This window comes from Dorea formicigenerans (assembly GCF_025150245.1).
In the GTDB taxonomy this organism is placed as follows: Bacteria; Bacillota; Clostridia; order Lachnospirales; family Lachnospiraceae; genus Dorea; species Dorea formicigenerans.
Genome location: NZ_CP102279.1, coordinates 2,509,084 through 2,531,735 on the forward strand (window position 1 = coordinate 2,509,084; position 22,652 = coordinate 2,531,735).

Below are 22,652 nucleotides of genomic sequence, written 5' to 3' on the forward strand. Positions count from 1 at the left end.
TCTGGCGGCATATTGGTAGGAGATTTATAAGAGAGTGCAACGCTCTCTTATACAGGTGCAGGACAGCGTCCTAGTCAATCAGTAAGTGTTCCGTAGGAATGTCCGGTGGACATTTCGCAGGAATACTTACGCCATTGACGTGCCGGGGTTCCAAGGGGCGGAGCCCTCTGGCAAGTTTAGGAACAGCCCAAAGGCTGGCTCCGGTGCATAGTGGCTTGCCACTTTGCGAAACTTGCCTGTCATCTCCCCACCACTGAATCGACACCCGCCAGGCAATATTTTCCACCCTACATTATCAAATCCAAATGGAGATGACGGTGGGTTTGTGGTGCAGGAGCCGACTGCGGAAGAAAAAGAAAAGCTCCACCTTTCATAGATTTTCCCTTTCTGAAACAGGCTGGTCATGCACCACTCCGATGCGAAGTATCGGACAATCATGTGCCGTATCCGGCACCCTATATCTTTTCTTTGCCTGTTTGTACACCCCTCTCATCTGCAAACACCTTTCTGCCATATTTCCCTGTTATTTCTGTCTTTCTTTTTCTGAACTGCTTTCTATTTCTGCTGAAAGGCATAAAAATAGCAGTCATGAACATTTCTCCAACTCATAATGTCTGAAATGCTATCACTGCTATTGTCTTTTTCTGCTATTCTGTTTTCGTAAAACTATTCTTTACTGTCAGTCCTTTTTCCTGTTACTGCTATTTTATTTTGTCGCAAATTTCAAGCAGGTCATGTAATAAATTCTCCAGTTTCATAAGTCTGCGATGCTGATACCAGATCAATCCTGGCAATCCCGCTGCAAGAAAGAACGAAGCACACAAAATCTTTATTGCCTGTCCTCTGCTGCTTATCCCTCCATATCCAAATCCACATACCAGATTCACGAATAAAACATAGAAATATCCACAAAATAAGACAAACTCAAAAATCCACACCAGCACCTTTTTCACTTTCTCTTTCACTCTGTACTTCTCCCTCCTACATTTTTAAATTCAGTGTAGCGAATTTCCCGCTATATTTCAATAGTGAATATCTCGCTAAGTTATTATTATGCTAGAGGTGAAACACATGTATCAGAGAATACGGGATCTGCGTGAAGATCGTGACCTTACGCAGAAGAATATGGGTGAAATCCTAAATTGCAGTCAGCGTATTTACAGTAATTATGAATGTGGTGATGTCGATATCCCTACTCACATTCTGATTAAACTGGCTGAATTTCATAATACCAGCGTTGATTATCTGCTAAACCTGACAGATGATAAACGTCCTTACCCAAGAAAAAAGAATAGCTCCACTTAAAGCAGTCTGATTTATTTTATGTAAGCCAGACTGCTTTTCTTTTATAATCAGCTAAAAACTGTCTGCAAAATCCAGTGCTGCATCCATATCAGCTTCTTTCTCCCAGTCCAGATTATCTTCTGCGATCTCTTCATCCGTTTTCTCCATTGTTAGTGTTCTGTCTGGCAGATTAATTTCTCCTACCGATTCTTTTACAAACGGTACAAGCATTTCCATCAGATTCTTCGCTATAGCCATCGGGGCAGATTCTTTCACTCCATCCCGGACAGCTGTTTCCACTCTTTCCAGAAAAGCATCTTCCTTTTCTCTGGTTTCCAGATACGGATCTGCTTCATTCCTGTACTCTCTGGAAAAATAATCGTTTAAAGCAACTACAACTGCTCTGGTGTACGATTTATATTTTTCCCTGTCCATCGTCTGCAAATATTCCCATGCCTGCCTGTCCTGTTCATCACAAAGATTCAAACGGATATTTGTGTTGATGATTTTCCGTTCTTTTCTCATACAAGCATCCCTCCGTTTCTCTGGATTTTCCTTACGCTCATTGCTTCATAGCCTTTCGCTGTGGCACAGATGTCCCGTACAATTGTCACCCGGCTCTTGTCATATTCTCCAAAATTCTGGATCATACAACCGCCACCGCCGACCACATACAGACGCATCAGTTCTGGATTATATTCCCGTTCTCTCAGCTTATGAAAGATTTCTTTCGTATAATCTCCGGCAGCTTTACGAATGACTGTCAGATATTTCTCACCAATATCTGCTGTCCCGGTACGGATCACCTGCTCAATCACCAGATCATCCACCACTGTTCCCAGTTCTTTCAACAAAGATTCCCTGACTGCAAGCACACACTGGTGCGTTCCATATTTCTCTGTAAAGCATTTCTTCTCTAATGGACGGGAATTATTGATATACATGATGTTCATAGTCCCGTTTCCAATATCCACAAGCATGTTGATTCCTTTGAAATCCTGTAAACGGTAAAAAGCTGCTGCAAATCCCTGTGGGTAAATATCAGCTCCTGCAAACTCCACACGATATTCTTTATTGCGGAATGTAAAATCCACACATTCATTCTGGAGAAGATATTTCTGGAAATCTTCTTTCTGTATAGCTACCCAGGTAAGTGGAAGTCCGGCTGCAATGTGTACCTTTGCCCGGTTCATACCTTTCCCATCCAGTTCCCTTGCGATAGCCGCCAGTGTCAGCACATAATAGTCCTCGTCCTGCGTTTTCTCTGCACAGAACTCCTTGTGTTCCTCTCCGATCTGGTAATACATGTCATTGTAAACAAGAAGATTATTCTGGAAGATTGGCTCCTTGTCATATCTGGCTACACCGGATGGAAAGCATCTGGTGGCTGTTTTCATGTTTCCATACCCATGATCAATCCCGATCACCATAACTGTCTCATTATTGTTGTTTTTCATCATTCTCATAATCATACCTCATACTTTCTTAATATTTATTTTTGACTTTCTCCCAAATTTGGGAAAAACCTATATTTGTATCAGCTAAAACGTTGATACATGAAAAAGGGCAGTCAGTGTAAAAAAAGCAAAATTTTATGTACTCTGGCAGCTATCTTTGTTATTTCTCCTGCTCCGGTAACATTTCTTTTTGCTTATTTTGCCCTAAATGCCCTTAATTTCCTGATTCATATTTAATTGTAACTGTTTATAATCTATATCTGTTTCTTCAAAAGGTATTCTTTCTTCTGGATCTACAGGACAAAAATCTTCTTCCTTAACTGCAATATCCTGATAATAAAACTCACCATTGTACTGCTTCAGAAGGAAACCTTTATCTGTCATATTTCTGAAAAAGTTGGATTTACCATGCCCCTGTCTGCCATTCTCTTTACAGTATTCCTCATACATATGGAACACTTCACTTCGTTTCAGACGTTTTCCTTTGGCACGCACCAATGACTCATCAATAAAAGCACAGATACTATCTGACGTCCGTTGCACTTCTCTTACACATTCTTTGCTGTGTTCGCTCTCCGTGAACTTTCCCTGTTCGTACAGATTTTTCAATGCAATCATCGCCATATGAATTGCATAATCGGATTCTGCCTGTACCTTTTCCTTTAAGTGCAGATCTTTTTCACCACTTTTTACTACCCGGTTCATATCAAGAATCAGTAGTCTACGGTAAAAAGCATCTGACTTATCCTCAAGATTCTGCGGCATTTCATTGGTAGAAAAAAGCAGCTTCGCATAAGAGTGGAAATGAATTGCATCCTGTCCTTTTTTCTCATAAATCAGTGTGTCCTCACCGACTGCTTTCTTTAATACATCTGTGTTCTCCATTGCTTTGCATGGAATATCTGCACAGGCATTTAACAGCTTTCCATACATTCCAGTCGCATAGAATCGTTTATTTAAATCCTGTAAAGAAATACTGGACATATTGGTGATTCCAACTACATGCTGGATCAGCGATACTGCCACAGACTTTCCGGTTCCACCATTTCCTTTCAGTGTAAGGAATTTCTGAAACTGCGTATCCTGTGTCATGCAGTATCCAAAATACTCCCAGAATGTCTGCTGTTCTTCTTTGTTAGGAAGAGACGATGCCAGATACTTTTTTATATTTTCTCCACCTTGTAACACCTGCTCACAATCTTCTGGATAATAGGGAAATGGTATCTGATTGATTGTCAGATAATCTGGATTGTGTTCCAACATTTCGCCTTTAACCGGATCATAATATCCATTTTTGAAATTGATCCACCGCACAGGTTGTTTATTTAGTTCATATGCCTCTCGGTGAACTTTTGGCTGTGCGATCAGTAGATTATAGATTCTTTTGATCACTCCACTCTGTACCTGATCACGATAGATCAGCTTCTGGATACGGTATTTCATTCTTACCCCATCATGGTCTTCCAGGAAAACACCATGCTCATAATAATACGGTGTGATTCCCACCACAAAAAACTGAACATTCTCCACCAGGTAATCTACAATCTCCATATCCCGGACACCTTTCACATTCCCTTTTGCATCAAATAAGTGAAAACGGCTCAGTTCCGGTTCTTCTTTCGGATCTCGCTCAAACCGAAGAATATACTGTTCCAGTAATTTCTCAACTTCTTTCTGATTATCCAGTTTGCCAAGGTACTCCTTCTCTTTGAACAACTGCCAGCCTGCTTTTCCGTCAAGACCAGCGTCTTTGAAAAATGTCAGTATCTTATCATTTACCCACTTCACCGTACAGGAAGCCACATAATGATAGGCACTCTGACAGCTTCCAGTAAACTGAATAGATCTCATTTCCTCTATAAAGGAATCTGCACTGAAATAATATCCGTCATCTTCCTGCACCAGACAAAGTGCCTGATAACCTGACATCACAATATTCAACGCTATATCCTGATTGTCCACCAAAAAGATATAGGTCTGTGCTGTCCCTTCTGGATTGGTTTCCATATAATGCTTCAAAAACTTCTTGTTCAAACTTATCACTTCCTTTCAGGCAAAGAAAAAGACGCAAGCCATATCTTATGACTCACGCCTTACTTCGCTCACAATATTCTATTTTTATCAGTTACCTGCCAGATTAGTTACTGACAATCCTTATACATAAATCAATTCTTTCAGGATAATCTCTTCTGCAATCGCTCTGTGCTGATTGGCAGCTCTTACCCATGCCATCTGATTTTTCTCCTTATCCGGCAGTGGTTCTTTTTCTTCCAACTGTTTCAGAATCACTTCTTCCCGTTCCCTGGCTGCCTTGTCCACTTCCAGAAGATGCTCTCCAATCGTATCCTGCAGAAGCATCACCTGATAGGTTGAATTTCGATGGTTCTTCAGATAATCTCTGCGTAAGAATCCATATTTGCCAAGCTGCTCCATCTGCTCACCGGATTTATAGGTGAGGTTCGGAATCAGGTATCCATTTACATTTGTATAAGTCAGTTTCATATCCCTATGACCTCTCTTTCGTTTAAACTGTTGTCTGTAACAGAACCAACTGTTCATGTTACGTCATTGCTACAAATCTTTCTTTCCATATCATTTTGAATCCAACCCGGGCAGATTTTCTTCAAAATCATGGTAAAAGTGCTTCGTTTCTGTGTTGGGAAAATGAACGGAAACACTTGATTTTACTGACTTTCTTCAATGTAACCTTATTATAACGTCCTCCCCATACCCTACTGCCTCATTTGGATACTCCTCAAATCCCGGCATCGGCTTAGCCCCTCTTCTCAGATAAGCCTTGACCTTCTCCCCATATAAATAAATATCATTTTCTCTTACAATTCCCCACTCCATTAAAAGTGCCGCACTCCCCGTAACAAACGGTGTGGCAAAGGATGTTCCACTGAATTCTGCAACTCCTCCACCGACAGATACTGTGTTCACATTCACTCCCGGCGCCACAAGGTCTGGTTTGACTGCACTTGCACTTTCTCCGGTCAGTGGTCCACGCCCGGAAAAATCTGCATAGGAAAATGTCAGGCTGTCATATGCTCCCACTGTGATTGCCCGGATTGCGGTTGCCGGATTTGTAAGTGTCGTGCTGCTTACTGGTCTGAGAAATCCGGTTCCCGGATTCAATGTTCCTTCGCCTGGGATCCACATTTCATAATGTCCATCCACAATTTTTCTCGGTGTCAGAACCATTTTCCACACTCCGCTGTTTATATAGCTCCCGCGTGGGAGGAAATCCAGATAGATCTCCTGGTTTGTACTAAATGGACTTGGCTCCCCGTAATATAAAAGTATTTCTGTTGCATCGACAGTAAATCGCTGTGTTCCAAGCTGCTCCTTGACTGGTCCGATACGTGTACCTGTAGGCGATACAATTGAAATATCTATCTGATCTACATATCTTTTCCAAATCTGAGCATTTAACGATGGCTGTTTTTCCTGCACTGCCAGCTCTATCTCCTGCTCTGTATTTGCTCTGACATTTTCTAATAGATTCCTGTTCCCTATATTTTGCTCTTCCACAGTCTTTTCTCGTAATCTCCCCGATGTATGCCCTGCGGTTGCCCCTTCATTTCCAGTTCCGATACAAATGCAGCTCTTCCAGATATTAGAAATGTCATCAATAAATCGCTCTAATAATGACGTTCCGTCTCTGGCTCCGTATGTATTGCCAAAGCTGATATTCACAGCCACCGGCATTCGCAGCTCTTGTGCTTTGCGTATAACATAATCAATTCCCTGCATAAGCTCCGTCGTCCTTGGGAATCCCCCAGACATAGGATTTCCAAGTTTTACTACAATGAATTCGCTTTGAGGGGCAACTCCTGCATAAACACCGCCGCTTCCTCTTCCATTTCCAGCCGCAATAGCGGCTACCGCCGTTCCGTGTCCTGAAATATCACGCGTACGGATAGTTATCGCTCCCTGTGTCACTATATTTTTCGGTGTTATTACATGATAAAAATCTGGAAAAGCAGCATCTATCTCTTCCTTTGTATACTCCACTCCCATTCCATATCCTTTCGGCACATGCTCCCCCTCCACCGCCTTTAATGACTGATCCCACAGATAACGGATTCTTGTTGTCCCGTCTTCATTCCGAAAATCAGGTAGTGTGTAATCAACCCCGGAATCTATGACTGCCACAAGTACTCCCTGTCCCGTAAGCGAAAAACGGGCGTCCTGTACCTCATTGATACAAGACACCCGTTTTCCATTTCGTACCTGGAAAAATAATCGTTTTGGTTTTTCCACATATTCTACTTCTACAATCTGCACCAGATCCGGTATCTGTGACTGACGTATATGAATAATAGCATATTCATTTAACAGCTCTGTGACTCTCTCAGAAATCTGTCGGACTGTCTCCAAATTACCGGAATATTTGATAATCAACTCCCACATCTGGTCCACAGGATTATATCCTACATTCAATTCCTGAGATCGTTCACGTTCACTTTCCGTGGCATTCAATGCCTGATTCAAGAGATTTTCTAATTTCTGACTCTGCATTTCTATTCCCTTAAATGAGCTCAGGCATCAAATATGGTGCCAATTCTACCGGAATAAAATAACCTCGATCATAATGACAACTTGGACATACAGGTGGTGCCATTTTCCCTTTTTGAATATGTCCGCAATTCATACACATCCATTCTCCTCCATCTGGATTTTCAAAATACTGATTTTTTCCAAGCAGTTCTGCAAGCAACGCAAAACGACGTCCATGCACAGCTTCTACCTTTGCGATCATGTCAAATGCTCCTGCTGCCTGGTCAAAACCTTCTTCTTTTGCAATTTTAGCAAATTCCGGATAAACGTCTTCAAACTCCTGCATTTCATTATGCACTGCACTTTTCAGAAGATCTGTCACATTTTCTGCAAGATTTACTGGATACCCGCCACAAATTTCAATCGTCTGCTCTGTCTGACCTCTCAATAATTCATAAAACACTTCCGCGTGTGCCCGCTCCTGATCTGCAGTAAATAAAAAAATCTGGCTAATGGAATACAGATTATCTCGACTCGCCTGCTTTGCCGCAATTGTATAACGATTCCTTGCCTGACTCTCTCCTGCAAATGCCCGCATCAAATTTTCTCTTGTCTTACTTTTACTAAAATCAACAGCCATGGTACATACTCCTTTCTTACTTCTATAAGTAGTATGCTCCATGGCTGTACAATTATTCCTTCTTATTCTCTTTACAGTTCACTATATAAATTCCGGCACACACCAAAATCAATGCTGCCAGACTCCCAACATTAAATGCCTGTTTCACCTCTCCAAGTATCAGTGCTGATAAAATCACGCCACAAAGCGGGTTCACAAATCCAAAGATAGCAACTTTGGAAACATCGTTCCAGGCAAGCAGTACGGACCAGAGCGTATATGCCACTGCCGAAACCATTGCCAGATAAAATATAATTACCACACCCCCTGTAGTAACATTTTCCAGATGTCCACCCATTCCTGCTCCAATCAGCATCAGAACGATTCCACCCATCGTAAACTGCGTTCCGCTCAATACAACCGGTGATACTTTTCTGGAAAAAAGGTTGATCAACACTGTAGAAATTCCATAGGATAGCTGCGCGATCAGAACAAACCCCTCTCCGATCAGCTTAAATCCCATATCCAGAGAGTTCCCCAGCAAATTAATTACCACAACTCCGGCAAATCCCAGAACACATCCTGCAATTTTTCTTCTTGTCATCCGTTCATTTCGAAAAACAAGGCAAGACAACAAAATTGCAATAAAGTTTCCAAGTCCGGTAATGATTCCTCCTTTTACTCCTGATGTATTGGCAACACCTATGTAAAAGAAGAAATACTGTCCTACCGTCTGAGCTAGGCATACCGGAACTGCATATTTTAAAATCTCTTTGTCAGGAATCATCACTTTCTTTTCTCTAATAGATGCAAAAATCAATACCAAAATTCCTGCCAGCGTGAATCGCACTCCTGCAAAGACAATCTGACTTGCAATATCAGAAGAATCTACATGCAGGAAACGATAGCCTGTCTTGATTACCGGAATCGCACTCCCCCACAAAATACAGCATACACACGCAAGAAGTGCTACAATACCTGTTTTTGTTAATATGTTTTGTTTTTGTGTCATTCTCATACTTTTTCCTAATTAAATCCTATAATTCTTCTTGCCACACTGTACGCAAGAGAGGATATCTTTCGTCCGGATCTTCCCGGAATATTCATGGTCTGTCCAAGTATTCCGTAGCGGATCTTCATAAATGTCTTGAAATCCTTCTGTTTCAGATATATCCACAGTTCTTTTTTCTTCTCTAGGTTCTCTGCTTTCTTAGACCGGATACACAAAATAGAAGAAACAGTCATCATGATTGCGAGATAATTAAGCATATAATTTCTCAGTTTCTTACATTTTACATTTTTTAATTGGTACATATCAATCATTGTCTTTGTAACAAAAATCTGCTGATCCAGTCTGGATATCATAACTTTCTCATTGACGGACTGATCTTCTCTTCCAATATAATAACGATAAAAATCTACATCCAGGTAATACACTTTTCGCACAAATGGCAACGGATAATACACATAAATATTATCTACATAAAATGTATGTTTTGGAAGCTCTAACTGGCTGAGCTTAAGCATCGCTGTCCGATAAATAACAGAATGCATCAGAATGTACTGATCCAGATGGAACCGTCCGATTTCTTCCCATTTGAAAATCTTATTCTGCGGAAGCACATTACGGTAGTGAATACATTTCTTATGGGTTGCTCCTACTTTCTCATAAACATAATTGGAAATGAGCATGTCCACCTCTTCATCTTCAGATTCCAGCTTCTTAAGAAATTCCAGAATCTTCCGAAGAGCCTCGGCATCTACCCAGTCATCACTGTCCACAACTTTAAAATACTTTCCGGTGGCATGTGTAAGTCCTGAATTCACAGCATCGCCGTGGCCTCCATTCTCCTTATCCACCGCCTTGATGATCGTCGGATATTTTTCCTCATACTCATGTGCAATCTTAGAAGTATCATCGGAAGATCCGTCATTTACAATTATAATCTCTACATCTTCCCCGCCCACAAGAATACTCTCAATGGCGTGAGACATATATTCCTGTGAATTGTAACTTGGTATTGCAAAAGATATATATTTCATGCATCTTTCTCCTTATATCACATCTTTTTGAATTTATAGTTTCTTTCTTATTATGTCACTACTTACCCAAAGCAGAGCCTTAGGAATCTTTTTTAGTATATAGCATCTGTGCACTTTTTCCAACCAAAATTTTTGTGTCTTTTTTGCAATCTCCTTGTAAAAAATGCTATGATTCGATATAGTAGAGATAAAATTGATAATTTTTCAACAAAAGGAAGGTACACATATGAAAAAGAATCTGATTGTCGGACAATCCGGCGGCCCGACTGCGGTCATTAACGGAAGTCTGTATGGCGTAGTCACTGAAGCCATGAGACACACTGAGGAAATCGACGAAATATACGGTATGATTAATGGAATTGAAGGATTTTTAAACGGACATATGATGGATATGCGTTCACTCATTGAAACGAACGAACTCTCCTTACTCCGTACAACACCCGGCTCTTACCTCGGGTCATGTCGTTACAAGCTTCCCGAAGATTTAAATGATCCTGTTTATCCATTGTTATTCAACAAGTTTACATCGCATGGTATCGGTTATTTCTTCTATATTGGGGGAAATGATTCCATGGATACTGTAAGTAAATTATCCCGATATGCCAAAATGATCAACAGCGATATTCGCTTTATCGGTGTTCCGAAAACCATAGATAATGACCTGGTCCACACAGATCACACTCCGGGATTTGGAAGTGCTGCAAAATATGTTGCTTCCATGGTCCGCGAAGTTGCCATTGATGCAAGTGTTTATGACAACAAAAAATCTGTCACTATTGTAGAAATTATGGGGCGTCACGCCGGCTGGCTCACTGCCGCCAGTGCCCTTGCCCGCAAATATGATGGTGATAACCCACGCCTTATTTATCTGCCGGAAACTGCATTTGACCAGGAAGCATTTCTTAAAAAAGTACAGGAAATGCTGGAAACAACCCCAAACTTAGTTGTATGCATCTCTGAAGGAATTCATGACAAAAATGGAACCTTTGTCTGCGAACTTGCCGGTGATATTGGAACCGATACCTTTGGTCATAAAATGTTGACCGGATCCGGAAAATATCTGGAAAATCTTGTCAAAGAGCGAATCGGCGTAAAAGTCCGCTCCATTGAGTTGAATGTATGCCAGCGCTGCTCCAGCGAATACCTGTCAGCTACAGATTTAAATGAATCTGAAAATGCCGGAATCGTTGGTGTTCAGGCTGCATTAAAAGGAGAGACAGGCAAGATGATCACATTTATCCGAAACGGTGATCTTCCTTACGAGCTCTCCTACGAAACTGCCGATGTAAATGAAATCTGTAACATGGAAAAAGCCGTACCATCTGATTGGATTACCGAAGACGGCTGTGATGTCACAGAAGCATTTATACAGTATGCAAGACCACTGATCCAAGGAAAAGTAGTCTTGCCGGAAGAAAACGGCTTACCGCTTTTTGCTTACCGGAAATAGTTTCCCTACTATAAGGCACAGAATAATCGTGATCAACATATCAGGCAGTGTATTTCCTACCGGCATATCGATATTCATCAGAATTCGATACGCAATAAATCCTATCACCCAGATAATCATATTCGGTACATGCACTGCCTGATTACTCTTATCCAGTTTCAGCAGGAAGAAGTCTGCAATCTGGATTGCAATCATCGGTGCAAATACGGAACCGATGAGATACAGAAAATCTGTAATATTATCCATCGGGTATACAATTGCTGCAATCGTTCCAAGCACAGTTACCACGATTGCCACATGTTTTCCATTCCATTTGTTCACAACGGTTTCACTGGAAATTCCTGCGGAATATGCATCCAGAAATGTTGTTGTAACTGTTGAAAATACGATGATCAGAAGTCCGGCGATTCCAAGACCTGCTTTTAGCATAATCTGTGCAATATCATACTCTCCGGTAATAATTGCTGCTCCCATTCCGATCACATACATCCAGCAGCTTACAATACCATAAGTAATTGCGCTGACTGCTGTTGCTTTTACCGGCTCTTTTGCTTCTCTTGTATAATCACTGATCAGTGGAAGCCAGGATAATGGCATGGCAACGGCAAGTTCAACTGCTGCACCAAATGTCATGCTGTCATCAGATGGTACGCCTGCTCCGCTTCCTGTGAAGATAACTTTGCAAAGAATCAGTGTCAGGATAAATAATGCTGCCATAGCAACCGTGTTTATTTTTCCAAGATTTGTAATTCCAATAACAATCCACAGAATGATCAGCGCTCCGATGACCAGGCACCAAATCCAGCGTCCGGTATTCATGACACCATCTGCTGCCAGTGCACCATCATAAATCATAATTGCCGTCCAGCCCACAAGCTGCAGCACATTTAACACTGCAAACAGAATACTTCCCTTCTGTCCAAAACTCATTTTTACAGTTTCCATTGCACTTTTTCTGACTTTACCACCGATTACACCTGCCAGGAATAACATAAGGCAGCCGATGATATGTCCTACGATAATTGCGAGAAGTCCTTTCCCCATTCCAAGTGGTGCCAGATAAGTTCCGGTCAGAATCTCCGCGATAGAAACGCCTGCTCCAAACCAGATCAGTCCATTTTCAAATAAACCTGTTCTTTTTTCTTCCATGATGTCTTTCCCTCTTTATGCTTCTTTCTTATATTCTCCCGTAATTGCAAATCCGTGATCCATAGGTCCACTTCCTTTTCCGAGATCCAGCATCGCAGCCAGCGCTCCGGAAATATAATCTTTTGCACGCTCTACGGATGTGTCCATATCAAATCCTTTTGCAAGGTTCGATGCAATGGCACTGGAAAGTGTGCAGCCGGTTCCATGTGTATTCGGATTATCAATACGTTTTCCGTTGAACCAACGATAATCACCGTCACGATAAAGCAGGTCATTTGCATCATTCAACTTATGTCCGCCCTTGCAGAGAACTGCGCAGTGGTATGTATCACTGATTTTCTTTGCAGCCTCGATCATATCATCTGCTGAGTGGATCTCCATTTCCGCCAGAACTTCTGCTTCTGGAATATTCGGTGTCAGAACACTGGCAATTGGAAGAAGACGTTTCTTTAAAGTTCCGATTGCCTCATCACTGATCAGCTTCGCTCCACTTGTTGCTACCATAACTGGGTCAACAACGATATTTTCTGCTTGATACTCCTTCAGTTTATCTGCAATTTTCTCAATCAGCGCACTGGAAGATACCATTCCGATCTTCACTGCGTCCGGATAAATATCTGTAAAAATGTTGTCTAATTCCTCACCTAGAAATTCTGGTGTCACTTCCATAATCCCTGTCACACCTGTTGTATTCTGTGCGGTTAACGCTGTGATTGCACTCATAGCATAAACGCCATTTGCAATCATTGTCTTAATGTCTGCCTGAATCCCTGCTCCACCGCTGGAATCACTTCCGGCAATTGTTACTGCTGTTCTCATTGTTTTGCCTTTCCTTTTCTTATCTATTCAAAAAACACATCCGCCTTCAAAAAGCTTTCCATATAAATGTCTGCTTCTTCGCGGATCATTTCCTGATCTTCTTTACTTTCTTCGTCATACACGCCAACCGTATGATATCCTGCCAGTTTTGCTGTCTGGATCGCATACAATGCATCTTCAAAAACATACAGTTCTTCCGGATTCCTGCCTAAAAACCCAGCTGCCATATGATAGATTGCCGGACTCTGCTTTCCAGCTCCTGCCTGCGCGCATGTAAAAATATATTCAAAATATTGACGTATTCCAAGACGTGTAAATGCATGTTCCAGGTGATCTTCATCACTGGCTGTCGCTGCCACGACCGGAATCTTTCTATCTGACATTTTTTGTAGAAATTCTTTTACTCCGGCTTTTAACGGTGCCTCGTAATAATAGAAATCTCTCACTACATCTTTGATCCCCTGACTGATTTCTTCTACAGATTGTTCAAGCCCATAGCGTGTCCGCATATATAATGCAGCCTCCGGGATAGACATATAATAAATCTTCTCGGCAAGTCCAGGCTCTGCTTCAATCTGCTGACTCGCAAGGTATCTCACTCCTGCGTCCTGCCAGATGGACATAGAATCCAGAACTGTCCCGTCTATGTCTAAGATAACACCACCCATATTCTGTACAGGAACTTTTCCACAACATTTCTGCTCTGATGCATTTTTCTCCACGTCAGATTTATTTTCTAACATGCTTTCACCATCTTCTCAGTGGCTGCTTTCAGCTCTTCTGTCGCTTTCTTAATATCCGGTTTTGCGAAAATAGCGCTGATAACTGCGATTCCACAAAGTCCACAGCCTGACAACTCCTGCACATTATCTTTTGTGATGCCGCCAATTGCGATAACTGGAATATCTACAGCCTCACAAATTGCTTTTACCATCTCATGGTCAACTTCTACTGCGTCATCTTTGGAACTGGTCGGAAATACGGCTCCGACTCCAAGATAGTCTGCTCCGCGCTCCTGAGCTAGAAGTGCCTGCCCCACTGTCTGTGCTGAAACTCCGACAATCTTATCTTCACCAAGCTTTGCCCGGACATCTCCTGCTTCCATATCACTTTGTCCTACATGAACTCCGTCCGCGCCAACTTCCAGTGCAAGCTCCACATCATCGTCCAGCACAAACGGTACCTGGTACTTTGCACACAATTCCTTGATTTCCTTTGCCTCCTGAAGAAAAGCATCGTGATCGAGATGTTTCTCACGAAGCTGTACAAATGTGGCTCCACCTTCCAGTGCCTTCTCAACCTGACTGTAAAGTGTCTCTCCATTCAGCCAACTTCTGTCTGTCACTGCATAAAGCAGCAAATCTTTTTTATCGCACTTCATATTTTGCTCCTTCGTCTAACTGCTCTTTTGTCATGTTATAAATAGCATCAATAATTCTATTTCTATAGGTAGAATTACCGTCACCTTTCTGCATGTAACTCCAGCCAATCTCACCGGCAAGTCCCATCGTACAAACTGCCGCTGCTGCCGCCTCAAGCTTCTGCTCAGGATTTGCAACAAGATATGCTGTCATCAGTCCGGATAACTGGCAGCCTGTTCCTGTAATTCTTCCCATTTCCGGACGTCCATTACGGATCACGTAACATTTTCTGCCGTCGCTGACAAGATCAATTGCTCCTGTAATTGCAACTATACTTCCGGATTTTTCAGAAAATGCTTTTGCAAATGTAACTGCTTCGTCCAGATTATCTTCTGTCACTGCGTCAGCTACATCAGCGTCAACACCCTTTGTAGTACCGCTTCCTGCAGCTAATGTCTTGATTTCGGAAATATTTCCACGGATTACATCAAACTTTATTTCCTGCATCAAGTTGACAGCTGTATTCGTTCTAAGAGAACTTGCTCCTGCACCAACCGGATCAAGCAGAACCATGTGCTTTAATTCATTTGCCTTATGACCTGCCGCCAACATTCCTTCAATCGTTCTTACATTCAGCGTTCCAATATTGATGTTCAGGCCTCCACAAATTGCAGTGATATCCTGCACGTCCTGCGGCTCATCTGACATAATTGGGCTTGCACCACACGCAAGAATCACATTTGCTACATCATTGACCGTAACATAATTCGTAATATTATGGACAAGCGGTCCTTTTTCTCTAACGTTCTGTAAACATGTACCTAGCATAATTCTCTCTCCTTTTTGTGTTGTGAACATTCGCTGATTTTTACATTGCTAACATAAATAGCAGATATACCTAATAAAAGATATACCTGCTAACATTTACGCATCTTTTTCCCTACGTTGGCATTATCCAAATCAGGTTGCAGGTCAGGGCATTCAGCCCAATCTCAGCCTGCTTGATACGCAAGCCCCCTGTTGTTCGTTATTCGTTTCATATATATTATACATAATAGACAAAATTTTACAAGTTTATTAATTATAATACACTTTGTTCTTATAGTATATGCATATTTCCTTTGCAATATTCTCAAAAATATTTTTTTCACTTTTACTAATATTTTCTTAACGTATCATGACTGTCATCAGTAGTTTTATCAATCCTCTTTACTACTACATAATATCCGTCATCTCCTGCCGGTATTTTCACGCGGTCACCAACTTTATGTCCAAGTACTGCTTTTCCAAGCGGCGACTCGATGCTGATCAGTCCTGCCAGGGAATTTCCTCGGACACTTGTCACAATCCGGTATGTCTCCACTTCTTCATCATCTTCAAAATAAAGATCCACGGTATTATTAATTCCTATCTCGTCTTCTTTTGAATCATCAGACACAATGTTGGCAGTTTTTAACATTCTCTCTAGATAACGGATACGGCTTTCGTTGCGGTTCTTATCCTGCTTCGCTGCTTTATACTCAAAGTTCTCGCTCAAGTCTCCCTGTGCTCTTGCCTCTTTTACTGCTTCCAGCTCTTTTTTACGGACAACAATCTTTCGGTACTCAATTTCTTCCTTTATTTTCTTTACATCACTTTCTGTCAGTTGTTCTCCCATATGATACAGTCCCTTCTATATTAATTGATAATGTTTCATTGCTTTTTCAATTCCGTCATTCATCACACTGTCCGTCACATATTCTGTATATGGATCCAATACAGAATCATGCTCTTTCATCGCTACTGTATGTGTGGCGTATTCGAACATCGCCAAATCATTGCTGCTATCTCCAAATACATATATCTGATCCATGTCATAGCCAAGATATTTCCTCATATACTCAATCCCGGTCGCTTTTGTATATTGCTTTTGAATACACTCATAACTTCCATGTCTCCGATCGATGACTGCCAGATTGTCACGGACTTCCTCTATGAATTTTACTACATCACTTGTCTGATCAGAGAGTAAGAACATTTTATCATAAATGAATCCGCCATCCTCTATATATTTCTTACAGCCTAATCCCCAGGCTTTTCCCATGCGCTGCCTGATATCTTCGATTTCCGGAAAACGGGAACTATTTTGGGGAAAATATAGATCGTCACTGGCTTCCAGAACTCCTTCCATATGACACTCCTGAATCACCTGTATGTAACGTCTGCATTGCTCCTTGGTCAGTGTACTGTGCATCAGCACATTTCCCTGATAAATGATTTCCGTTCCACAACCGCACACATATCCGTTTACCGGTATGTGCTTCATAGAATCCAATGTATTACAAGATGTACGACCTGTATTGATAAACACAAGATGTCCGTTTTCTCTCGCCTGCTTCAATGCACGAAGTGTACTTTCCGGCACTATCTTCGTCTGTTCGTCAATCAATGTACCATCTACATCAAAAAATAATGCTGCTTTTTTCATCTGTCAAAACTCCCTTATCTCGCAATTCCAAAATACTGATCCACGCCATTGGCAATCCCGGTTACGATCTGCCACTGATATTCGTCTGTCGCCATCTTCTGATCTTCCGTCGGATTACTCATATATCCCATCTCCACAATGGTCGTCGGAACCTGTGCCCAGTTGATTCCACTCATGGTATCTGTCTCCCAGACACGCTCTCTTTTTGCTCCGGTTGCTGCTACCATCTGATCTAAAATATCTGTTGAAAGTGCCTGACTTTGGGAATATAGATTTCCATTGTATGGATTGGAAGCAGTCTGACAGATCGTCATCATGCCATTGGCACTGCTGCTATCTGAACCATTGGCATGGATGCGGATAAATGCATCGGCATTGGCATTGTTTGCAATCTGTGCACGCTCTGCATTCGATACATTTACATCGTTCGTCTCTCGTATCATCAAAACATCATACCCACGGTTCATCAATTCTTCTTTCAGCTTCATAGAAACAGCCAATGTCAGTTCATATTCCTGAAGCCCTGATGTCTTGCCACTTGTCCCGGAAGCCACCTTTGCTTTCATTTCAGAAGAACCTGGACCGACCGGTTCTTTCTCGCTATTCCCCTTTGCCTGATGTCCTGCATCAATCGCAATCAAATGTCCATTTTTCTGCGGCTGTTGTTCATTCGCCTCTTCTGCCTGTGATTGTCCGTCTGGCTGTGAAGCCTGTTCCTGCATATCTGTCTGTTCCTCTTGTATATTGTCTTCTTTTTTATCTTCTATATTTAATACCAGTTTGTCTGGATCTTTTTCCTTTGTCTTCGTTTCTTTTTCTGTTGTCCCACAGCCTGTAAGTACCATAAGCACTACAAGTCCCAGTAACAATACTCTTTTTTTCATATTCCACCTCCGTAAGTACTATTCTACCATAACTTTATTATTTCTTAAGTGGTTTTTTATAAATTTTCGATTTGTTTAAGAGTTTCAACATACTTTCGTCACATTTTCCTCTTATACTAAATGACAGATAGTTGAGAAAGACATCAGCTATCACCCCTCATAGAAGTGCGAAAAGCACTTACTCTCATTCCTTTAGATAACTATAAAACAACGAAGCCCGTTAGCCCTTGTGGTTAGCGGGTTTTCGCTGTTCTGTACTTGTTGCAAAATCCGCTTCGGTCAAATCTCGGTCAAATAATTTTCTAAAGAAATGTTGCACCTTTTCTATTCTCTTTCTTATTCTTGTTCTGATTATATGATTTCCTTATACAAATTCTGTAATTTATCCATTTCCGATTTTGCTTTATCATCTGTGACGTGCGTATACAAATCCAGTGTGATTGCTATGGAATAATGTCCGAGGAATCCTTGTACTACCTTTGCGTCAATCCCGGCTTCAAAACAACGCGTTGCAAAAGTATGACGAAGTGCATGTGGATAAAAATGCGGAATCGGTATAAACACTGTCTTGTTTTTCTCTGCCTGCTTTTTTCGTTCCTTATTGATAGATTTTTCTATCCAGTCTAACGTCACTTGAAAGGTGTGTTCTGTAATCGGTTTTCCGTTCTTTCCAACAAACACAAGATTTTCAAATCCCTCTAATGGTTGCCATTCACTAGCTGACAACTGCATTTCTTTCAACTGAATCCACTGACGTTTTAAAGCCTTATACACACTGTCCTGCATGGGAATCGTCCGTATACTGTTCTTTGTCTTTGGTGTCTGGTACTTGAATACATACTTCTTTGTTTCCTTATCTTTGATATACACCAACGTTTTATTTACAGAAATTTCCCGTTTCCGAAAATCTACATCATCCCATGTAAGCCCAAGCAGTTCTCCGCCACGCATTCCCGTTCCGAGTGCTACCTGTATGAGATTCTCGTGTATTCTCTCCTTTGCGTGTTCCAATACTTCCCGTTGTTCTTTCACAGTCAGTACCCGTATCTGTTTTGTCTTTGTTTTGGGAACTTCCACTCCTGCACATGGGTTGAATGTAAGAATCCTGTTATGCACTGCATATTTGAACATAGCATTGAGAATATTATACACATCCCGTATAGTCTTTGTGCTGTAATCATCATCTGCCATATTCTGAAGCAGACGTTCCAAAATAATCGGATTAAAATCTGCCACACGTTGTTTTCCTATCTGCTTCTTTATGTAACGTCTGTAAAAATCATCATAACGTACTTGTGTACTCTCCTTGATAGTCCGCTTCTTATGGGTATTCAGCCAGATATCAAACCATGTATCCAGAGTGATATTATCGCCCTTTCCTTTCAACCCATGCTTGACTTCATAGCGTAAATCTTCCATTTCTTGAACTAACTTTTTTAAGTCCGCATTATCTTTTGTATACGTTTCTCCTTTGTAATAAAACCGCCCTCTGTAAATTCCGCTTTTTCTCTGCATAATTCCCGGCGGTAATGGATTTCCTTTTAAGTCCTTGCCCAATCTGCACGCTCCTTTCCGTGCAAGGACTATCAGAACTGGTCTGACAGTATTATATGCTTATTTGTGTTTATACTGCAATTACTTCATATTTATTTTTCAGATTATGCCCTTCGTTTTTCTTCAAAAACTGGTCTAAAACCTCAGAGAGTATAAGAATCTTATTTCCAATCCTTATGACCGGAATCTTCTGCCATGTAATCAGCTTTCGCAGATTATTTCTTCCAATTCCCGTATACTCTGACGCTTCATTCACTGTAAGGGCTTTCTTTGTCTGTATCGTGTTCTGTGTATGTTCTGTCAAAGATTCTCCTTTCTTCTTCCCTCAAAAGGAAAGATTTTTTATAGTCCTCATATATGCGTTGTTGTTCTTCGTTCATCTGCCCCCGTTCTATTAGCTGGCGGATATAATCTCTGTTATCCAGTTTTCCGATTTTATCCATTAGCTTTAAAGAGGGCGAAACTGCTACGTTCAGCCACTGCCATGTTCGTTCCAGTGTCTTTTTCTCTGGATTCATGGTCAACTTTATCTTCCCTACATCCTGCATGAGTTCTTCCCACGGGGGATAAGTAGGATAAAGCCGTTTTCTTGTAACCGTGCTGTTTTCCGGCTTCTGTAAAAACCGCACTTTCTCGTTTAATACAGACAACGCAATCCGTGCCACATCCCTGTCTTTCAGAAGTTCTTCTACTAATCTGACCGCTTTTTTGTGCCGGAATCGAAGTTCATATCTGTTCCAGTCCGGGTTGAGTTCTTTTCCGAACTTTTCTGCCTGTTCATATCCCTTTTCATAGAATGTAATCCGAAAATCACTGTGTTTACTGCCGAGATATAGTGTTTTTCCCTGCGCTTCTATTTCATCCTCTTTCAGTCTATCAGAACGATTCTCTGCTGTATCACGCAACTGACTAGATATCAGCCCCTCGTTTTTCAGACGAATCAATTCCGGGATAGACAGATAAGGCTTTGTATCGTCGATTGCCAAGTCTATCCTCGGAAAATTCACCGGGTATCTGCAAACTCTTTCCAGAAAATCAAACCATGTTTCCTTATTCATCATAAGGAAATTTTCATAATTCCTGCACCCCGAACCACTCATAAGAATCTGAAATCCCTCATACTGTGCATTTCCTGTCGGTTTCAGAATCTTGATATTGTCAAATCTTGCTATCAGTTCGTGTCCAGCAATTCCTTTTTCCTTACCATGCAGTTCCATAAAACTCAGTGGAATCCGCAAGATATCTTCTATGATTATGAACACGTCTACACCTTTGACAGTAATCTGACACCAGTCAATCAGTGCTGTCAAATCTTCTTTCTGACGAGTTACCCCCCTGTTAGTATAGGGGGGTTCTGAAATTTTCATTACCTCTGTTATCATCATCCCTGCCTTTCGTAGTATGCCGTGGCTTTCGCCACGTTCCCGGAACTTCCTCTACTCCCTTTGCTCCTTTCACGCTGTACGGAGCAGTCCGCAGAGAATTTCCGGGAACAGTCTCTACACGTTTCCTTTTCCGGTAACAACACGGATACCCTTGCAGGAGATTCTGTCCACCAATACCGGGAAGTTTCCCCTCTGCACATAAGGGGCATATACCGCTTCTTCTAGTTCTACCACTGTGTAAGGCTCTACCTTTGGAAGTTCTGTTGCTTCCAGACGGATATCTACGCTGTTTCCAAGTTTCATGCTTCCGAGGTGAAGTTTCAATGCTTCCACTTCCTCGGTTTTCTTCCGGGTTTCCTTATCATACTTGTAGCAGTAGTCTGCTCCCATGTAACGGAGTTCCCCGAACGCTTCTCTGACCTGTTCTTTTGTCAATGTAATCTGCATGCTACATTTCTCCTTTTTTGAAATCATGGTGAATGAGTGTCTGGTAAGTGTGACAAGTCCTTTTCATATCCACGTCTATATTTATTTCATTACTTTTCTCCTTACCTCTTAACCTCATCATAGACCTGTTTTTTCTTCTTGTCAACAATTATTTTACTTTTTCCCTTACTTTTTATTTTTGTATTTCAAACGCTTAACTATATCTTTTTATAACTTATTATAATTTTACCCTTACATTTATCCTTATCTTGTGTTATGATGAAAACAGAAACGAGGTGTGCATATGTTTGTGAATAAAGAAGCAGTAGGAAAACGAATTTTACAGATACGCAAGAAATACGGTTACAGTATGCAGAAGTTTGGGGAAATCATAGATAATGCCCCGAAAGGCTCTGTAAACAGTTGGGAAAAGGGTGTGAATCTTCCCAATGAGAAACGCTTGAAGCAGATTGCCACGTTGGGCAATATGACGCTGAATGAACTTCTGTATGGTTCATTTAAAGAATATGTAGATATGCTTATCACAGAAAAACTGGGGATTGAACTGCCGGAAGAATTTACCAGAACTTTCTATTCTCTTTTAGAGCAGAACGGATTTACCTACGGGGATGATATCGAGATTGTCCGGCTTGTAAACGGCTTTCTGACTTATCATAACCTTACAACAAAAGAAACCGCCATTTTCTATCAGCCAACTGCATACTCCGGCGATTATTTTGACGGTATCATACAAAAAGCGGATTCTTCCGTTCTGGTCTGCCGGGCATATGCAGATAAGGCAAACAACACCTTACATATCATTCCGGCTTTTGAGAATGGACAGACTGAGGAAGTAGCAGACTTCTTTCATGCACTGAAAAGCATAACCGCTCCACACAACAACAATTATTTCACTTCCGGCTTTCTGACACTCGGACTGGCATTGAGAGATTCCAAAGTAATTATCTATGGAATTGATGAAAAACAGGGAACAACACAGGTAATCCCTTACGAATATGATTGCGAATCAGACGCTTATATCCAGAATGAACATCTGGCATATACCAGACAGGATAGCTTTTTCCGAGAAGCCACGAAAGAAGCGGTCTATCGGAAAATGCAATCCGACAGAAGTAACCCATAAGATAAACAAGAGGACTTGCAAGGTTTGTGACCTTTCAAGTCCTCTTATGTATCATGATGGTATTGGCTGTGTCCGTTCCGTAAAGGACTGCCCTACGGCGTCTCGGC

25 protein-coding genes are annotated in these 22,652 nt (G+C 41.4%); 3 read left to right on the forward strand and 22 right to left on the reverse strand.

Annotated elements, in window-relative coordinates; all coding sequences use genetic code 11:
* Positions 1 to 455 precede the first annotated feature (455 nt).
* On the reverse strand, positions 456 to 590 hold the full coding sequence (locus tag NQ560_RS12105) for a hypothetical protein (protein ID WP_015540887.1): 135 nt from the start codon (positions 588 to 590) through the stop codon (positions 456 to 458).
* 111 nt (positions 591 to 701) lie between these two features.
* A complete protein-coding gene (locus NQ560_RS12110; protein ID WP_005333764.1) occupies positions 702 to 965 on the reverse strand; it encodes a hypothetical protein in 264 nt (87 codons plus the stop codon).
* Between the two features lie 106 nt (positions 966 to 1,071).
* Between NQ560_RS12110 and NQ560_RS12115 the strand changes: the two genes are divergently transcribed.
* Complete coding sequence (locus tag NQ560_RS12115; RefSeq protein WP_015540886.1) at positions 1,072 to 1,305, forward strand: helix-turn-helix domain-containing protein; 234 nt, start codon at positions 1,072 to 1,074, stop codon at positions 1,303 to 1,305.
* A 51-nt stretch (positions 1,306 to 1,356) separates the two neighbouring features.
* On the opposite strand, the gene NQ560_RS12120 is transcribed toward NQ560_RS12115, so the two are convergent.
* The 8 genes from NQ560_RS12120 to NQ560_RS12155 all read right to left on the reverse strand — a co-directional run bounded on the left by NQ560_RS12120 (position 1,357) and on the right by NQ560_RS12155 (position 9,906).
* The gene (locus NQ560_RS12120) at positions 1,357 to 1,809 is read right to left on the reverse strand and encodes a hypothetical protein (RefSeq protein ID WP_005333760.1); all 453 of its coding nucleotides are present in this window, start codon (positions 1,807 to 1,809) and stop codon (positions 1,357 to 1,359) included.
* A complete protein-coding gene (locus tag NQ560_RS12125; RefSeq protein WP_040015520.1) occupies positions 1,806 to 2,750 on the reverse strand; it encodes a ParM/StbA family protein in 945 nt (314 codons plus the stop codon). Before NQ560_RS12125 ends, NQ560_RS12120 begins: the two co-directional genes overlap by 4 nt.
* Before the next feature lie 195 nt (positions 2,751 to 2,945).
* Positions 2,946 to 4,784, reverse strand: coding sequence for a DNA primase family protein (locus tag NQ560_RS12130; RefSeq protein ID WP_233420475.1), 1,839 nt, complete (start codon positions 4,782 to 4,784; stop codon positions 2,946 to 2,948).
* A 111-nt stretch (positions 4,785 to 4,895) separates the two neighbouring features.
* Positions 4,896 to 5,243, reverse strand: a complete 348-nt coding sequence (locus NQ560_RS12135) for a TnpV protein (RefSeq protein WP_040015519.1) — start codon at positions 5,241 to 5,243, stop codon at positions 4,896 to 4,898.
* A gap of 195 nt (positions 5,244 to 5,438) precedes the next feature.
* Positions 5,439 to 7,265 carry a S8 family peptidase gene (locus NQ560_RS12140; RefSeq protein ID WP_005333753.1) on the reverse strand — a complete coding sequence of 609 codons (1,827 nt, stop codon included), beginning with the start codon at positions 7,263 to 7,265 and terminating at the stop codon, positions 5,439 to 5,441.
* Positions 7,266 to 7,275: 10 nt separating this feature from the next.
* Positions 7,276 to 7,884: a rubrerythrin gene (gene rbr, locus NQ560_RS12145; RefSeq protein WP_040015518.1), complete on the reverse strand. Its 609-nt coding sequence runs from the start codon at positions 7,882 to 7,884 to the stop codon at positions 7,276 to 7,278.
* A 52-nt stretch (positions 7,885 to 7,936) separates the two neighbouring features.
* Positions 7,937 to 8,875 carry a DMT family transporter gene (locus tag NQ560_RS12150; RefSeq protein WP_118447600.1) on the reverse strand — a complete coding sequence of 313 codons (939 nt, stop codon included), beginning with the start codon at positions 8,873 to 8,875 and terminating at the stop codon, positions 7,937 to 7,939.
* Between the two features lie 14 nt (positions 8,876 to 8,889).
* Positions 8,890 to 9,906, reverse strand: coding sequence for a glycosyltransferase family 2 protein (locus NQ560_RS12155; RefSeq protein WP_005333747.1), 1,017 nt, complete (start codon positions 9,904 to 9,906; stop codon positions 8,890 to 8,892).
* Between the two features lie 226 nt (positions 9,907 to 10,132).
* Here NQ560_RS12155 and NQ560_RS12160 point away from each other — a divergent pair, with 226 nt between their 5' ends.
* Positions 10,133 to 11,356 carry a 6-phosphofructokinase gene (locus NQ560_RS12160; protein ID WP_005333740.1) on the forward strand — a complete coding sequence of 408 codons (1,224 nt, stop codon included), beginning with the start codon at positions 10,133 to 10,135 and terminating at the stop codon, positions 11,354 to 11,356.
* Here NQ560_RS12160 and cytX read toward each other — a convergent pair.
* From cytX to NQ560_RS12220, 12 genes are all read right to left on the reverse strand, one after another.
* Positions 11,330 to 12,505 (reverse strand): putative hydroxymethylpyrimidine transporter CytX, encoded by a 1,176-nt coding sequence (gene cytX, locus NQ560_RS12165; protein WP_005333738.1) that lies wholly within the window; start codon positions 12,503 to 12,505, stop codon positions 11,330 to 11,332. The two genes, NQ560_RS12160 and cytX, sit on opposite strands and share 27 nt — an antisense overlap.
* A gap of 15 nt (positions 12,506 to 12,520) precedes the next feature.
* Entirely contained in the window at positions 12,521 to 13,324 is an 804-nt protein-coding gene (thiD, locus tag NQ560_RS12170) for a bifunctional hydroxymethylpyrimidine kinase/phosphomethylpyrimidine kinase (protein ID WP_005333737.1), read from the reverse strand.
* A 23-nt stretch (positions 13,325 to 13,347) separates the two neighbouring features.
* Positions 13,348 to 14,067: an HAD family hydrolase gene (locus NQ560_RS12175; RefSeq protein WP_005333736.1), complete on the reverse strand. Its 720-nt coding sequence runs from the start codon at positions 14,065 to 14,067 to the stop codon at positions 13,348 to 13,350.
* The gene (gene thiE / locus NQ560_RS12180) at positions 14,061 to 14,705 is read right to left on the reverse strand and encodes a thiamine phosphate synthase (protein WP_005333734.1); all 645 of its coding nucleotides are present in this window, start codon (positions 14,703 to 14,705) and stop codon (positions 14,061 to 14,063) included. The genes NQ560_RS12175 and thiE overlap by 7 nt, the downstream gene beginning before the upstream one ends.
* Entirely contained in the window at positions 14,692 to 15,513 is an 822-nt protein-coding gene (thiM, locus tag NQ560_RS12185; protein ID WP_040015517.1) for a hydroxyethylthiazole kinase, read from the reverse strand. Before thiM ends, thiE begins: the two co-directional genes overlap by 14 nt.
* A 328-nt stretch (positions 15,514 to 15,841) precedes the next feature.
* Complete coding sequence (locus NQ560_RS12190) at positions 15,842 to 16,342, reverse strand: GreA/GreB family elongation factor (protein WP_005333729.1); 501 nt, start codon at positions 16,340 to 16,342, stop codon at positions 15,842 to 15,844.
* Between the two features lie 15 nt (positions 16,343 to 16,357).
* Positions 16,358 to 17,152, reverse strand: a complete 795-nt coding sequence (locus tag NQ560_RS12195; protein ID WP_005333727.1) for a Cof-type HAD-IIB family hydrolase — start codon at positions 17,150 to 17,152, stop codon at positions 16,358 to 16,360.
* Between the two features lie 14 nt (positions 17,153 to 17,166).
* Positions 17,167 to 18,036, reverse strand: coding sequence for an N-acetylmuramoyl-L-alanine amidase family protein (locus NQ560_RS12200; RefSeq protein WP_005333725.1), 870 nt, complete (start codon positions 18,034 to 18,036; stop codon positions 17,167 to 17,169).
* 351 nt (positions 18,037 to 18,387) lie between these two features.
* Positions 18,388 to 19,593 carry a tyrosine-type recombinase/integrase gene (locus NQ560_RS12205; protein WP_009244191.1) on the reverse strand — a complete coding sequence of 402 codons (1,206 nt, stop codon included), beginning with the start codon at positions 19,591 to 19,593 and terminating at the stop codon, positions 18,388 to 18,390.
* A gap of 67 nt (positions 19,594 to 19,660) precedes the next feature.
* Entirely contained in the window at positions 19,661 to 19,894 is a 234-nt protein-coding gene (locus NQ560_RS12210; protein ID WP_154268922.1) for a helix-turn-helix domain-containing protein, read from the reverse strand.
* The gene (locus tag NQ560_RS12215; protein WP_226853028.1) at positions 19,839 to 20,957 is read right to left on the reverse strand and encodes a replication initiation factor domain-containing protein; all 1,119 of its coding nucleotides are present in this window, start codon (positions 20,955 to 20,957) and stop codon (positions 19,839 to 19,841) included. Before NQ560_RS12215 ends, NQ560_RS12210 begins: the two co-directional genes overlap by 56 nt.
* A gap of 132 nt (positions 20,958 to 21,089) precedes the next feature.
* The gene (locus tag NQ560_RS12220; protein ID WP_009244196.1) at positions 21,090 to 21,422 is read right to left on the reverse strand and encodes a hypothetical protein; all 333 of its coding nucleotides are present in this window, start codon (positions 21,420 to 21,422) and stop codon (positions 21,090 to 21,092) included.
* 283 nt (positions 21,423 to 21,705) lie between these two features.
* Between NQ560_RS12220 and NQ560_RS12225 the strand changes: the two genes are divergently transcribed.
* Entirely contained in the window at positions 21,706 to 22,545 is an 840-nt protein-coding gene (locus NQ560_RS12225) for a helix-turn-helix domain-containing protein (RefSeq protein ID WP_005333717.1), read from the forward strand.
* The last annotated feature ends 107 nt before the right edge of the window (positions 22,546 to 22,652 follow it).

Excerpts from the sequence above, each read along its gene's own strand:
- NQ560_RS12140 (WP_005333753.1), bottom strand. The coding sequence starts at position 7,265 with ATGCAGAGTCAGAAATTAGAAAATCTCTTGAATCAGGCATTGAATGCC.
- NQ560_RS12135 (WP_040015519.1), bottom strand. The coding sequence starts at position 5,243 with ATGAAACTGACTTATACAAATGTAAATGGATACCTGATTCCGAACCTC.
- NQ560_RS12125 (WP_040015520.1), bottom strand. The coding sequence starts at position 2,750 with ATGAGAATGATGAAAAACAACAATAATGAGACAGTTATGGTGATCGGG.
- NQ560_RS12190 (WP_005333729.1), bottom strand. The coding sequence starts at position 16,342 with ATGGGAGAACAACTGACAGAAAGTGATGTAAAGAAAATAAAGGAAGAA.
- thiM (WP_040015517.1), bottom strand. The coding sequence starts at position 15,513 with ATGCTAGGTACATGTTTACAGAACGTTAGAGAAAAAGGACCGCTTGTC.
- NQ560_RS12155 (WP_005333747.1), bottom strand. The coding sequence starts at position 9,906 with ATGAAATATATATCTTTTGCAATACCAAGTTACAATTCACAGGAATAT.
- NQ560_RS12225 (WP_005333717.1), top strand. The coding sequence starts at position 21,706 with ATGTTTGTGAATAAAGAAGCAGTAGGAAAACGAATTTTACAGATACGC.
- NQ560_RS12220 (WP_009244196.1), bottom strand. The coding sequence starts at position 21,422 with ATGCAGATTACATTGACAAAAGAACAGGTCAGAGAAGCGTTCGGGGAA.
- NQ560_RS12200 (WP_005333725.1), bottom strand. The coding sequence starts at position 18,036 with ATGAAAAAAAGAGTATTGTTACTGGGACTTGTAGTGCTTATGGTACTT.
- NQ560_RS12115 (WP_015540886.1), top strand. The coding sequence starts at position 1,072 with ATGTATCAGAGAATACGGGATCTGCGTGAAGATCGTGACCTTACGCAG.
- NQ560_RS12150 (WP_118447600.1), bottom strand. The coding sequence starts at position 8,875 with ATGACACAAAAACAAAACATATTAACAAAAACAGGTATTGTAGCACTT.
- cytX (WP_005333738.1), bottom strand. The coding sequence starts at position 12,505 with ATGGAAGAAAAAAGAACAGGTTTATTTGAAAATGGACTGATCTGGTTT.
- NQ560_RS12120 (WP_005333760.1), bottom strand. The coding sequence starts at position 1,809 with ATGAGAAAAGAACGGAAAATCATCAACACAAATATCCGTTTGAATCTT.
- NQ560_RS12215 (WP_226853028.1), bottom strand. The coding sequence starts at position 20,957 with ATGAAAATTTCAGAACCCCCCTATACTAACAGGGGGGTAACTCGTCAG.
- thiE (WP_005333734.1), bottom strand. The coding sequence starts at position 14,705 with ATGAAGTGCGATAAAAAAGATTTGCTGCTTTATGCAGTGACAGACAGA.
- NQ560_RS12105 (WP_015540887.1), bottom strand. The coding sequence starts at position 590 with ATGACTGCTATTTTTATGCCTTTCAGCAGAAATAGAAAGCAGTTCAGA.
- rbr (WP_040015518.1), bottom strand. The coding sequence starts at position 7,884 with ATGGCTGTTGATTTTAGTAAAAGTAAGACAAGAGAAAATTTGATGCGG.
- NQ560_RS12175 (WP_005333736.1), bottom strand. The coding sequence starts at position 14,067 with ATGTTAGAAAATAAATCTGACGTGGAGAAAAATGCATCAGAGCAGAAA.
- NQ560_RS12195 (WP_005333727.1), bottom strand. The coding sequence starts at position 17,152 with ATGAAAAAAGCAGCATTATTTTTTGATGTAGATGGTACATTGATTGAC.
- thiD (WP_005333737.1), bottom strand. The coding sequence starts at position 13,324 with ATGAGAACAGCAGTAACAATTGCCGGAAGTGATTCCAGCGGTGGAGCA.
- NQ560_RS12160 (WP_005333740.1), top strand. The coding sequence starts at position 10,133 with ATGAAAAAGAATCTGATTGTCGGACAATCCGGCGGCCCGACTGCGGTC.